The organism is Allobosea lupini (assembly GCF_900109525.1).
GTDB classification, from domain to species: Bacteria; Pseudomonadota; Alphaproteobacteria; order Rhizobiales; family Beijerinckiaceae; genus Allobosea; species Allobosea lupini.
In genome coordinates this window covers 127,068-140,164 of sequence record NZ_FOAN01000001.1, presented here as the reverse complement: position 1 = coordinate 140,164, position 13,097 = coordinate 127,068, and the positions used below count along the sequence as shown (strand labels likewise).

At 66.3% G+C, this 13,097-nt stretch carries 10 protein-coding genes; 3 read left to right on the top strand and 7 right to left on the bottom strand.

Annotation, left to right across the window (positions count from 1 at the left end; translation table 11 throughout):
- Positions 1–54: 54 nt before the first annotated feature.
- The 6 genes from BMZ21_RS00680 to BMZ21_RS00655 all read right to left on the bottom strand — a co-directional run bounded on the left by BMZ21_RS00680 (position 55) and on the right by BMZ21_RS00655 (position 6,457).
- Positions 55–1,293, bottom strand: a complete 1,239-nt coding sequence (locus BMZ21_RS00680) for a cysteine desulfurase (protein WP_091828665.1) — start codon at positions 1,291–1,293, stop codon at positions 55–57.
- Between the two features lies 1 nt (position 1,294).
- Positions 1,295–1,504 carry a tautomerase family protein gene (locus BMZ21_RS00675; RefSeq protein ID WP_091828663.1) on the bottom strand — a complete coding sequence of 70 codons (210 nt, stop codon included), beginning with the start codon at positions 1,502–1,504 and terminating at the stop codon, positions 1,295–1,297.
- Positions 1,504–2,853, bottom strand: coding sequence for a Fe-S cluster assembly protein SufD (gene sufD, locus BMZ21_RS00670; protein ID WP_091828661.1), 1,350 nt, complete (start codon positions 2,851–2,853; stop codon positions 1,504–1,506). Before sufD ends, BMZ21_RS00675 begins: the two co-directional genes overlap by 1 nt.
- Entirely contained in the window at positions 2,853–3,605 is a 753-nt protein-coding gene (gene sufC / locus BMZ21_RS00665; RefSeq protein WP_091828660.1) for a Fe-S cluster assembly ATPase SufC, read from the bottom strand. Before sufC ends, sufD begins: the two co-directional genes overlap by 1 nt.
- A gap of 113 nt (positions 3,606–3,718) precedes the next feature.
- Positions 3,719–5,191, bottom strand: a complete 1,473-nt coding sequence (gene sufB / locus BMZ21_RS00660; protein WP_091828659.1) for a Fe-S cluster assembly protein SufB — start codon at positions 5,189–5,191, stop codon at positions 3,719–3,721.
- A 60-nt stretch (positions 5,192–5,251) separates the two neighbouring features.
- Positions 5,252–6,457: a cysteine desulfurase family protein gene (locus BMZ21_RS00655; protein WP_091828658.1), complete on the bottom strand. Its 1,206-nt coding sequence runs from the start codon at positions 6,455–6,457 to the stop codon at positions 5,252–5,254.
- Between the two features lie 290 nt (positions 6,458–6,747).
- Between BMZ21_RS00655 and BMZ21_RS00650 the strand changes: the two genes are divergently transcribed.
- Both BMZ21_RS00650 and tyrS read left to right on the top strand, forming a co-directional pair.
- On the top strand, positions 6,748–7,419 hold the full coding sequence (locus BMZ21_RS00650) for an alpha/beta hydrolase (protein ID WP_091828656.1): 672 nt from the start codon (positions 6,748–6,750) through the stop codon (positions 7,417–7,419).
- Between the two features lie 132 nt (positions 7,420–7,551).
- Positions 7,552–8,802, top strand: a complete 1,251-nt coding sequence (gene tyrS, locus BMZ21_RS00645) for a tyrosine--tRNA ligase (protein WP_091828655.1) — start codon at positions 7,552–7,554, stop codon at positions 8,800–8,802.
- 62 nt (positions 8,803–8,864) lie between these two features.
- Here tyrS and BMZ21_RS00640 read toward each other — a convergent pair whose 3' ends face one another.
- Complete coding sequence (locus BMZ21_RS00640; RefSeq protein WP_091828653.1) at positions 8,865–12,344, bottom strand: hypothetical protein; 3,480 nt, start codon at positions 12,342–12,344, stop codon at positions 8,865–8,867.
- A 220-nt stretch (positions 12,345–12,564) separates the two neighbouring features.
- Between BMZ21_RS00640 and BMZ21_RS00635 the strand changes: the two genes are divergently transcribed.
- Complete coding sequence (locus BMZ21_RS00635; RefSeq protein WP_091828646.1) at positions 12,565–13,029, top strand: peroxiredoxin; 465 nt, start codon at positions 12,565–12,567, stop codon at positions 13,027–13,029.
- The last annotated feature ends 68 nt before the right edge of the window (positions 13,030–13,097 follow it).

The following is a 13,097-nucleotide window of genomic DNA, read 5'->3' as shown; positions in this document are numbered from 1 at the left end:
GTCATCGCAAAACTTCCATTCGGCGCAAGGCTGGCTTGGCAGCCCGGCGGAGCATCATGAGAACAGCTCTTCCGCCTTGCGCAGGGCTTCCACCAATATATCGACTTCCTCCAGCGTATTGTAGAGGCCGAAGGACGCACGGCAGGTCGAGGTCACGCCATAGCGCGCGAGCAGCGGCATGGCGCAATGCGTGCCGGCCCGAACCGCGACGCCGGCCCGGTCGATCACCGTGGCCACGTCATGAGCATGGGCGCCGGCGAGCTCGAAGGCGATGATCGCGCCCTTCTCCTTCGCCTTGCCGAAGATGCGGATCGAGTTCATCTGCCCGAGCCGCTCCATCGCATAGGCGTTGAGCCTGGCCTCATGCGCGGCGATGTTCTCGCGTCCCAGCGCCATCATGTAATCGAGCGCCGCACCCAGGCCAACCGCCTCGACGATCGCCGGCGTGCCCGCCTCGAAACGATGCGGCGGATCGTTATAGGTGATCGCATCCTCGCTCACGGTCGCGATCATCTCGCCGCCGCCTTCATAGGGCGGCAGCTTTTCCAGCCATTCACGCTTGCCCCAGAGAATGCCGGAGCCGGTCGGCCCATAGGTCTTGTGGCCGGTGAAGGCGTAGAAGTCGCAGCCGAGCGCCTGCACGTCGACCGGCAGGTGAACCGCGCCCTGCGAGCCGTCGACGACCAGCGGGATGCGATAGGCCTGGCAGATCTTCGCGACCTCGGCGATCGGGACGATGGTGCCGATCGCGTTCGACATATGCGTCAGCGACACCACCTTGGTGCGCGGCGTGATCAGCTTCTCGAATTCCTCGATGAGGAAATTGCCGTCCTCGTCGACCGGCGCCCACTTGATCACGGCGCCGTGGCGCTCGCGCCAATAGTGCCAGGGCACGATGTTGGAATGGTGCTCCAGGATCGAGAGGATGATCTCGTCGCCATCCTGGATCTTGAGATATTGCCCGAGCGAGGCGGCGACCGTGTTCAGGGCCCCGGTCGAGGAACGGGTGAACAGCACCTCCTCGATATGGGCGGCGTTGAGGAAGCGCCGAGCGCTCTCGCGCGCCGCCTCATAGGCCTCGGTCGAAGCGTTGGCGAGATAGTGCAGGCCGCGATGGACGTTGGAGTAATCCTCGCGCATCAGCCGCGTCATCGCCTCGATCACCGCTTCGGGCTTCTGCGCCGAGGCGGCATTGTCGAGGTAGACCAGCTTCTTGCCATAGACCTCGCGCGAGAGGATCGCGAAGTCCTTGCGGATCGTCTCGACGTCGTAGGGCTTCGCGATCGCGTTCATCTCAGGCCTTTCCGGCGGGCTCTGTGGGCCGATCGGCAACAAGGATCCCGGCATGGCCCCAATCCTCGCGCTCGATCTCCTGGATCACGATATGGGTGGCCTGCGGATTCTTGCCGAGCACGCGGACCAGCGTCTGCGTGAACTCCTTGACGATCTCGGCCTTTTGCGCGCGGGTCGCGCCCTTGGTCATCTGCAGGTTGACGTAAGGCATCAGGCGGCTCCGGACTTGGGTGCACCTTCGCGCTGGCCGAGCCAGCAATCGATCTCGCGGCCGACGATCTCGCGAACGCCCTCGTCGCCGACCATGTCGGAGACCTCGCCGACGAAGGCGGCAAGCACCAGCGCCTCGGCCTGCGGCCGCGGCAGGCCGCGCGCCATCAGGTAGAAGAGCTGCTCCGCGTCGACCTGCGCCACGGTCGCGCCATGGCCGCAGACCACGTCATCTGCGAAGATCTCGAGCTCCGGCTTGTTGAACATGGTGGCGCCGTCGTTCAGCAGCAGCGCATGGCTCTTCATGCTGCCGTCGACCTTCTGCGAATGCTGGCGGACGATGACCTTGCCCTGGAAGACGCCGGTGCCTTCGCCCTCGGCGATGGTCTTGAACAGCTCGCGGCTCTCGCCATGGGCCGCCGCATGGTCCATCACCAGCGTGACGTCGGAGTGCTCCTGCTTGCGCAGCAGGTTGATGCCGCGCAGCGCCGCGCGGCTGTGCTCGCCGCCATAGCGCAGGAAGCTCTGCTGGCGCAGCACGCCGCAGTTCACGGCGACCGCGACGGAATCAAAAGCGGCATGGCCGCCGAGCTCGACCAGCAACGACTGCACCTGCACGGTCTCGGCGCGCTGGCGCGAGACCATGCGCACATGCTCGACCTCTGCGCCCTCACCGATGACGAAAGAGGTCGCATGGTTGACCTGGACCGGCGCCGGGCCGACGCTTTCCTGCAGCTCGACCACGGTGACCTTGGCGCCGGCGCCGATCCTGACCAGCGAGCGCGAGACGATCGAGGCTTCGCTCGCACCGGTACCGAGCGCCAGGAGAACGATCGGCTGATCGAGCTCGGTGCCATCGGCCACGTCGATCACGACGCCGTCCTGGGCGAAAGCGGCGTTCAGCATCAGGGCGCTGTCGTCGCGTGCCACCTCCGGCGCCGTGAAGGCCGCGGCGATCTCGTCCGGGCTCTCGGTCAGCGCCTCGGCAAGGCTGCGCGCCGTGATGCCGGCAGGCAGGCCCTGCAGATCGGAATCGGCAGCGCTGAACACGCCGTCGATGGTGACGAAGCGCCGGCCGGCGATGGTCTGCAGCGCCAGCCGGTCGGCGATCGCCTGCGGCCGGGTCGGGCGGCGCGCCAGCGGCTTCGCCTCGCGCCAGAGCGCGCGCAGATCGGTATAGCGCCAGGATTCGAGCCGGCGATGCGGCAGGCCCTTGGCCTCGAAGCCGGCGAAGGCATCCTCACGCACCTTGCGCATCGCGCCGGCGCCCGGCAGCTCGGCCTTGACGCTGGCGAACTGCTCGACGAGCTGCTGCTCGGCCGCGGTCTTGAGTGGGGTGATGATCGCCATCACGCCGCCTCGCCATAAGCGGCATAGCCGCTCTTCTCGAGCTCGAGCGCCAGCTCCTTGCCGCCGGTCCTGACGATCCGGCCCTTCGACATCACGTGGACGGTGTCGGGCACGATATGGTCGAGCAGGCGCTGGTAGTGGGTGATGACCAGGAAGCCGCGGTTCTGGGCGCGCAGCGCGTTCACCCCGTCGGCGACGATGCGCAGCGCGTCGATGTCGAGGCCGGAATCGGTCTCGTCGAGGATGCACATCGACGGCGCCAGCAGCGCCATCTGCAGAATCTCCATGCGCTTCTTCTCGCCACCGGAGAAGCCGACATTGAGCGGCCGGCGCAGCATGTCCCGGTTGATGCCGAGCTTGTCGGCGGCAGCGTTCACCTGCTTGATGAAGTCCGGCGTCAGCAACTCGGCCTCGCCGCGCGCCTTGCGCTGCGCGTTCATCGCCGCCTTGAGGAAAGTCATGGTGGCGACGCCGGGGATCTCCAGCGGGTACTGGAAGGCGAGGAAGATGCCGGCGGCGGCGCGGGCATCGGCCTCCATCTCCAGCAGGTTCTCGCCATTGAGCAGGATCTCGCCGTCGAGGACCTCGTAGTCCTCCTTGCCGGCGATGACATAGCTCAGCGTCGACTTGCCGGAGCCGTTCGGCCCCATGATCGCGGCGACCTCGCCGGCGTTCACGGTCAGGTTGAGACCATTGAGGATCTGCTTGTCCTCGTCGGCGATCTTGACGGTGAGATTGCGAATTTCGAGCATCGTTCAGTTCCGATTTCCTGCCACGTCAGGCTCGGCCTTGTGCCGAGCGTCCGCGACGCGCGCATTGCAAACAAAAGGCGTGGATGGTCGGGACAAGCCCGACCATGACGGGCTCAGCCGACCGAGCCTTCCAGCGAGATCGTGATCAGCTTCTGCGCCTCGACGGCGAACTCCATCGGGAGCTGCTGCAGCACCTCCTTGACGAAGCCGTTGACGATCAGCGCCACCGCCTCCTCCTCGGAGAGGCCGCGCTGCTGGCAGTAGAACATCTGCTCCTCGCCGATCTTCGACGTGGTCGCCTCATGCTCGAAGGTCGCGGTCGCGGTCTTGGCCTCGATGTAGGGGATGGTGTGTGCGCCGCACTGGTCGCCGATCAGCAGCGAGTCGCAATTGGTGAAGTTGCGCGCGCCGGTCGCCTTGCGATGGGCCGAGACCATGCCGCGATAGGTCGAGTCGGACTTGCCCGCCGCAATGCCCTTGGCGATGATCTTCGAGGTGGTGTTCTTGCCGAGATGCAGCATCTTGGTGCCGCTATCGACCTGCTGAGCCCCGTTCGACACCGCGATCGAGTAGAACTCGCCGCGCGAGCCGTCGCCGCGCAGGATGCAGGACGGGTACTTCCAGGTGATCGCCGAGCCGGTCTCGACCTGCGTCCACGAGATTTTCGAGTTCCTGCCGCGGCAATCGCCGCGCTTGGTCACGAAGTTGTAGATGCCACCCTTGCCCTCGGCATCGCCGGGGTACCAGTTCTGGACGGTCGAGTACTTGATCTCGGCATCGTCGAGCGCGATCAGCTCGACCACCGCCGCATGCAGCTGGTTCTCGTCGCGCTTGGGCGCCGTGCAGCCTTCGAGATAGCTCACATAGGAGCCCTCGTCGGCGATGATCAACGTGCGCTCGAACTGTCCGGTGTTCTGCTCGTTGATGCGAAAGTAGGTCGACAGCTCCATCGGGCAGCGCACGCCCTTTGGGATGTAAACGAAGGAGCCGTCGGTGAAGACCGCGCAGTTCAGCGTGGCAAAGTAATTGTCGGTCACCGGCACGACGGTGGCGAGGTACTTCTTCACCAGCTCGGGATGCTCCTTGATCGCATCCGAGATCGAACAGAAGATCACGCCGGCCTCCGCCAGCTCCTTCTTGAAGGTAGTGACGACCGAAACCGAGTCGAACACGGCATCGACCGCGACGCGGTTCTCCGGCGCGACGCCGGCCAGGATCTCCTGCTCGCGCAGCGGGATACCGAGCTTCTTGTAGGTCTCCAGGATCGCCGGATCGACCTCGTCGAGCGACTTCGGATCGGCACCCTTCTTCGGCGCGGCGTAATAATAGATGTCCTGGTAATTAATCGGCGGATAGTTGACGCGCGACCAGGTCGGCTCGGTCATGGTCTTCCAGCGACGGAAGGCGTCGAGCCGCCATTCCAGCATCCATTCCGGCTCGCCCTTGCGGGCCGAGATGTAGCGGACCGTGTCCTCGGTCAGGCCTTTGGCCGGCTTGTCGACCTCGATCTCGGTGACGAAGCCGTATTTGTACTCGGTCACGTCGATCGACTTGACCTGATCGATGGTCTCCTGGACCGCTGCCATGTCTACACTCCTGTCGCGGGTTCAAGGCCCGCCGGTTCGGTCTTGGTCTTGCGCAAGGCCTCAGGCGGCTGCCTGAACCTTCCGATTCGGGTTCGCGGCCAGCGCCTTGGCATAGGCCGCGATGAATTGGTCGATGTCCGCCTCGCAGGTGGTCCATCCGAGCGAGGTGCGCAAGGCCCCTTCGCTCATGACAGGGTCGACGCCCATGGCCGTCAGGACATGCGAGCGCCTGACCTTGCCGGAGGAACAGGCCGAGCCCGAGGACAGGGCGACGCCGGACAGATCGAGCATGATCAGCGCCGTTTCGGCCTTGATGCCGGGCGTGGCGAAGGCGGACGTGTTGGGCAGGCGCGGAGCCTTGGCGCCGAAGATGGCCGTATCGGGCGCGAGCATTATCAGCCGTGCCTCCAGCTGGTCACGCAGCGCCGTCAGACGTGCCGCTTCCCCGGCGAGCGCCTTGCCCGCCTCTTCCGCCGCGACGCCAAAGCCGACGATGCCCGGCAGGTTCTCAGTGCCGGCGCGCCAGCCGCGCTCCTGGCCGCCGCCGCGCAGGGGCTTGTCGACGAGTTCGAGTGCGCCGGTGCGGAACACGATCGCGCCGACGCCCTTGGGGCCACCGATCTTGTGGGCGGACAGCGTCAGAGCATCGACGCCCAAGGCATTGATATCGATGGCGATCTTGCCGGCGGCCTGGACTGCGTCCGAGTGTACGAGCGCGCCATGGCGCCTGGCGATGGCGACGATCTCGGTGATCGGCTGCAGCACGCCCGTCTCGTTGTTGGCGAGATGGACGGAGACCAGCGCGCGCTCGTCCGGCCGCTCTGCCGCGAAAAGTGACAGCCGCTGATCCAGCCCGCCGAGATCGATGAGCCCATCGCTATCGACCGGGATCGTCTCGGCCTGACCGATCGGGAAACGATGGCCGTCCCGCACGCAAGGATGCTCGCTGGCGCTGGAGAGCAGCAGCGTCACCGGCGCCCGCACGCAATCGCGCGCGCCGCTGCAATCGCTGAGACCGGGCGACAGGATCGTCGCGTTGGCCTCGGTGCCGCCGCTGGTGAAGACGACATTGCTCGCCTTAGCGCCGCAAAGCGCCGCGACCTGTTCGCGCGCCTTTTCGATCGCGCCGCGGGCCGCCCGGCCCTCATTGTGGACGGAAGACGGGTTGCCCGGCATCTGCAAGGCCCGCAGCATCGCCTCGGCCACGACGGGGCGAACCGGCGTCGTGGCGTTGTGGTCGAGATAGCTGCGGGTCGTCCCGAACACCTGCGCTCATGCTCCGCTCTGGAGGGTCGGCCCGAAGACGCGGCACGAAATGCTTGAAATCGCACCCCTGCGCCGTGCTATAGCCGCCCGTCCGAGCCGCGATGAACCGGAACCGCAAGCAGATCTCGCTCGCACGTTCCGGTTCTGTTCACGGCTGTTAGAACCATTCTAAGCGCTTGATGTAGGGCGCGAGCGGCGGGGTCGTCAAGGGTAGGCAGGCTTTTCGGCGGCAGCAAAGCCGCTTTTCAGCCCGCCGCCTGCGTGCCTCGCCCGACAAAAGGCGAGATGTGATGCCAGAGGTGATTTTCAACGGACCGGCCGGCCGGATCGAGGGGCGGTACCAGCCCGCCAAGAAGCGCGGCGCGCCGCTGGCGATCATCCTGCATCCGCACCCGCAATTCGGCGGGACGATGAACAACCAGATCGTCTACAACCTGTTCTACACCTTCGTGAACCGCGGCTTCTCGGCGCTGCGCTTCAATTTCCGCGGCGTCGGCCGCAGCCAGGGCCAGTTCGACCACGGCGCCGGCGAGCTTTCGGATGCCGCAGCCGCGCTGGACTGGATGCAGGCCCTGAACCCCGAGGCCAAGAGCTGCTGGATCACCGGCGTCTCCTTCGGCGCCTGGATCGGCATGCAGCTCCTGATGCGCCGTCCTGAGATCGAGGGCTTCCTCTCGATCGCCGCGATGGCCAACCGCTACGACTTCTCCTTCCTCGCGCCCTGCCCGTCCTCTGGCCTGTTTGTGCATGGTTCGGAAGATCGCGTCGCCCCGGTGAAGGAGGTGATGGCGGTGATCGAGAAGGTGAAGACCCAGAAGGGCATTCAGATCGAGCATGCCGTGGTCGAGGGCGCCAACCACTTCTTCGACGGCCGCGTCGACCAGCTGATGGAGCAGGTCGGCGTCTATCTCGACCGCAAGGTCGGCCCCGAGATCCTCAAGAGCGAGCAGGAAAAGGCCTGAGCGCCAGCGCCGTCATGCTCGCCCTCGTGGCGAGCATCCACGTCTTGAACACTGCCTGCGACCAGAGAAGACGTGGATGGTCGGGACAAGCCCGACCATGACGCGAGAACCGTCAAACCATCGAGTCCCGTCATGACCGCCTTCAAGTCCGATTTCCTGCGCGTGCTCGACGAGCGCGGCCTGATCCACCAGATCTCCAATCCTGAGGAGTTGGACAAGCTCTGCCTGCAGGGGCCGCAGACGGCCTATGTCGGCTATGACGCGACCGCGACCAGCCTGCATATCGGCAACCTGATCTCGGTCACCATGCTCTACTGGTTCCAGGAGACCGGGCATCGGCCGATCACGCTGATGGGCGGCGGCACCTCGATGGTCGGCGACCCGTCCTTCCGCGACGACCAGCGCAAGCTGCTCTCGATCGAGGAGATCAACGCCAATATCGAAAGCATCAAGAGGGTCTACTCGCGCATCCTGCGCTATGGCGACGGCCCGACCGACGCGCTGATGGTCAACAACGCCGACTGGCTGCTCAAGCTCAACTATGTCGAGTTCCTGCGCGATGTCGGCCGGCACTTTTCGGTCAACCGCATGCTCTCCTTCGACTCGGTGAAGCTGCGGCTCGATCGCGAGCAGTCGCTCTCCTTCCTCGAATTCAACTACATGATCATGCAGGGCTACGACTTCGTCGAGCTCAGCCGCCGCTATGATTGCCGCCTGCAGATGGGCGGGTCCGACCAGTGGGGCAACATCATCAACGGCGTCGACCTCTCGCACCGCATGGAGGGCAAGCAGCTCTTCGCGCTGACGACGCCGCTGCTGACGACCTCGTCGGGCGCCAAGATGGGCAAGACCGCCAGCGGCGCCGTCTGGCTCAATGGCGACCTCTTCAGCCCCTATGAGTTCTGGCAGTATTTCCGCAACACCGAGGACGCCGATGTCGGCCGCTTCCTCAAGGTGTTCACACGCCTGCCGCTGTCCGAGATCGCCAGGCTCGCGGCGCTCGGCGGCTCGGAGATCAACGAGGCCAAGAAGGTACTGGCGACCGAGGCCACCGCGCTGCTGCACGGCCGCGAGGCGGCCGGGGCGGCGGCCGAGACCGCCCGCAAGACCTTCGAGGAAGGCGGCGCCGCCCAGGACCTGCCGAGCGTCCAGGTACCGGCAGCCGAGCTGAACGCCGGTCTCGGCGTGCTCAGCGCTTTCGTCAGCGCCGGTCTCGTACCCTCGACCGGCGAGGCTCGCCGCCAGATCAAGGCCGGCGGCCTGCGCGTCAACGATGCGCAGGTCTCGGACGAGCGCGCGACGCTGACGCCGGCCGATCTGGTCGACGGCGCGGTCAAGCTCTCCTTCGGCAAGAAAAAGCACGTCTTGCTGCGGCCGGTGTGACGGCTACACTCGGCAAATGCGAGCTTGAGCTCTCGGTTCACATCGCGAGCCGAGCGCCTGTTCTAGCGCTCCGGAGTTCCTGGCACGGGAGCATTGCCGCCGGGCCTCCCTTGCCCCACCGGTCCGCCGCCGAGCGGGTCGACGAAGCGGCGCAGAATACCGGGCGCAATGGCCGAGAGCGGGTTCACCGTCATGGTCGGCTGGCTGGCAGAGCCCGAGACGCGGAAGTTGACTGCGAATAGCCCGCCATATTGCCCACCACCAAGGATCATCCCGACCACAGGCACCTGAGCGAAGGCGTTGTTGAAAGCATAGCCGGGCACGAAAGTGCCGCCGATATCGACGCGGTCGCGGCCATAATCGACATTTCCCTGGATCGTGAAGCCGACCTGCTGGCCCCAGAGCACCGCGTCGTTGATGTCGATCCGGCTGGCGCTGCGCACGAACTCGGCGCGCAATTTGGTGAAGGCGACATCGCTCGCATCGATGCGCGGGGCTGGTGCGCCGGTGCTGTCGAGCGCGCCCGGCGCCTGAGAGCCCGGCGGGCCGACGACGCGGCGCAGGGCCGGCTCGTCCCGCACCGTGAAATTGCGCAGGAGCAGCTCGCCCGGCTGGCGCCCCTCGGCGGCCCCGATCTGCAGCACGAGGTCGCCGCCATAGGCACGACGATAGAGGTCGAGGAAGCGCAAGGTGGCGCCGCCGTTCTCCGACTGCACCACGATCGAACCCGGCCCCTCACCCTGCCTGACCTGCTTGATCGAAAGGTCTGCCTTGCCGATCCGGCCCTGATAAGCGATCGAGCGGACGGCACCGTTCCGGCGCGAGAGTTTGAGCTGCGAATTGCCGAGCGCCTCGCTGTTGAAGCCGGTCAGGATCGGCACATCGAGATCGAGGTCGAAATCGGGGCCGGACGCGGCATTCTGGCCGCCGCGTGCGCCGCTTCTGGAGGGGGCGGCAGGCGCATCGAACAGCTCGCGGATGAAGGGCCGGGCATCGAGCACCGCCCCGCGCACCGAGAGCTTGGTCAGGCCGCCATCGCGGCCGATCTCGACCTTGGTCAGGTTGTCGCCCGGCGACAGGCGCAATTGCGAGAAGCTCGCGCTCTCGAACGCGTTCTGCCTGGTCAGCGAGATTCGCCCCTTGGCCAGGAGCGGCGCGCTCTCGATCGTCAGATCCTCCAGATCCGGACCATCATCGTCGACGACATAGGTGAAGACCGCTTTGCCTGCGCGGCCGGCCGGCTTGCTGATGCCGGGCACGCCGGTGTCGATCGCCGCCTTGGTCAGGTCGACCTCGATGCGCGGCGGCGCCTCGGGGCTCTTGCCGAGCGGTTTCACGACCTTGACCTGCATCGCCCCGCTGAGGCCAGTCTCGGGGCCGAGGCCACGCCGCTTCAGCGCGGCACTGTCGAGATTGAGCGAAACTGTCGCCTCGCCCTGGCCCTTTGCATTCTGCCTGAGCTCGATCGGCGCCTTGTCGCCGCCGACCCTGCCTTCGCCCTTGATCGCGAGCTGGCCGCGGTCGTAGTTCAGCGCCAGATTGGCGCCCTCGAGCTTTTCGCCACCGAGCAGATTGTCGGAGGCGACGTTCGAAAGCGTGCCAGTGCTGCGAATCAGCACGTCATTGAACGTCAGATCGTTGACCAGCGGCAGCGAGAGCTGGTTGGTGAGATCGATCGAGCCGCGCAGCGCACCCGGCTCGATCTTGAGCGGCGAGAATTCGCGCAGCGACGGGAAATTGAGGAGCGCGACCAGCGCATCGGCCGAGCCTGTCGACTTGAAGCCGATCCGCGCCTGCGGCCGGTCCGCCCAGGTGTCGGACATGGCGAAGGTGCCTTCGCCGAGCTGGAGCTTGCGGCCCTCGCCGACCTCAGCCGTGGCCTGCAAGATCGTGAGATCGACGGTGCGGCCGGTCGTCGAGCCGACGACACGGGCATCGGTGAGGAGCGGCAAGCCGGGATTCGGCAGGAAACTGACCTGCGAGGCCTTGAGGCTCACGGCGACGGCGTCGTCATCCATGCCTTTGCCGTCCGCCAGCCGGGCGTTCGCCTCCGGTGACATCGCCAACCTGACGTCGATCTCCTCGACCCGCCCGCTCTTCACCATCTCGACCAGGGCGCCATGCAGCCCGGGCGAGGTCACGGCCGGCCAGACGGCGAGCGCCGCGCGCATGTCGGTATCGACCGCCCTGATCTGGAAGCGATGCGAATTCTTGTCGTCGCGCCGGCGCGCCATGCCGGAGCCTTCGGCGTTGATCAGCGGCCCCTTGAACGAGAGCTGGCCCATTCTGATCTCACCCGCGCCGGGGTCGACCTCCAGCTGCGTATGCAGGGTGGAGATGACGACAGCGGGATCCTTGTCGATGCCGGCGACCTGTCCAGCGCCGTCGAGCGCCAGACGCCAGATGCCGCTCTCGTTGCGCGCCTCGCCGCGGCCGGCGAGCCTGGTCTCGCCAGCCTGGAGCTGGGCGGTCGCGATCTTGACCGTCTTGAGGCCGTCCTCGCTGGTGAAGTCGAGCTTGGCGCCCTGGATCTCGACCGGGGCGAACCCGGCATTGGGGACCTTGACGACCCCCGGCGCGACGAAGAGCCCTGCGGCGATCCTGCGTTCGCCGCCGCCGGTCTGGGTCATCGAGATCTTGCCGCTGAGCGCCAGGCCATCGAGAGCGACCATGGCGTTGCCGAAGGCCAGCGCCACCGCCTCCGCCGGTTCGAAGCGCTGGATCTCGATGGTCGCGCTGCGCGTCCCGTCCGGCGCGCTCGCAAGGTCGATCGCCAGCTCCTTCCAGCGCGGACCGATCCGCCCCTTCATCGACAGCCGGGCCTGGCCGCCGCCGAACCGCTCGAGCTTGATGTCCACATCCTCCAGGCCGGAGCGTTGCCGCCCGGCCGGGTCGATCAGCGTTACCCGCGCCCCGCCGATGCCGGCGACCTCGAGCGAGCCGAGCAGCCCCTCATTAGAGACCAGCGCGCCGATCGCGTTCATCGCCCCGGCAAAAGCGTCCCAATCGACGGGGTCGCCTGCAACCGGCGCCTTCGGAGACTGCTCCGGCTGGGCGTCCTGCTCCAGCAGCAGCGAGCCGTCCTGCCTCACGCCGAGCCGGATGTTGACGCCGCGCAGGTCGAGCGAGACCAAGCGGATATCGCCGCGCAGAAGCGCCATCGGCTCATAGCCCAGCACCGCCTCGGGCGCCCGGAACGATGCGCCGCCGGCATGCCGGAACGAGACTTCGCGGACCCGCAGGCGCGAGCGGCCATCGACGCGGTCGAGCTCGGCATTCCCCGCTTCGACCTTCCAGTTCGGGCCGAGCCGCTCCTCTATCGCTGCCGAGATCCGCCCCTCCAGTCCCGGCAGCGGAACGACGCCGGTCACCAGCAAGGCGACGCCGCCGAGCCCTAGGGCCACCATGGCCATGCAGACCGCAGCCGCGACCACGACGATCCCACGCCAGGCGCGCCTGGTCACGGCAGCGACCTCCTGGCACTCCGCCTCGGAGGTCCTGGCGGGTGCTGGAGCCGCGTCGATCTTGCTGTCCTTGCTCAACGAATCGCTTCTTGTCTTGTTGGTCGAATCGTGCGGATCGATGCGATGGCTGGTGCGAGGGCCGCCGAGCCATGCGCATGATGCGCCTGATCCCGGGAGCGGTACAGCAACGACAGGCTAGCTGATTCGTTCCCAGCGGGTCCGGTTTGTGATTTAAGCCGGCTTGCGGCGTACCGCTCGCCCGGCCGTTACATGTGATCGCGACCAAAGGAAGGCGAAGATGGCATTGAGCGAAGGCATCCAGGCTCCCGACTTCACCTTGCCGACGGATGGTGGCGGCTCGCTGACGCTGTCCAGCCTGCGTGGTGGCAAGGTCGTGCTCTATGCTTATCCGGAGGACAACACGACGAGCTGCACCAACGAGGCGCTGTCCTTCAACGCGCTGCTGGACGATTTCGCCGCCGCCGGCACGACTGTCATCGGTATCTCGCCGGATTCGGTGAAGAGCCACGACAAGTTCAAGCAGAAATACGACCTGAAGCTGACGTTGGTTTCCGACGAGGAACGCAAGCCGATCGAAGCCTACGGCCTGTGGGTCGAGAAGCAGATGTATGGCCGCCACTATATGGGCGTGGAGCGCAGCACCTTCCTGATCGACGAGGCCGGCAAGGTCGTCCGCGTATGGGCCAAGGTCCGGGTCAAGGGCCATGCCGAGGCCGTGCTCGCGGCCGTCCGGGAGCTCTGAGGCCAGCTCTCGGAGATCCGCAAAACCCGCTGCGATTTGCGATTGGTTAACCCTAACGAGGTCTAATC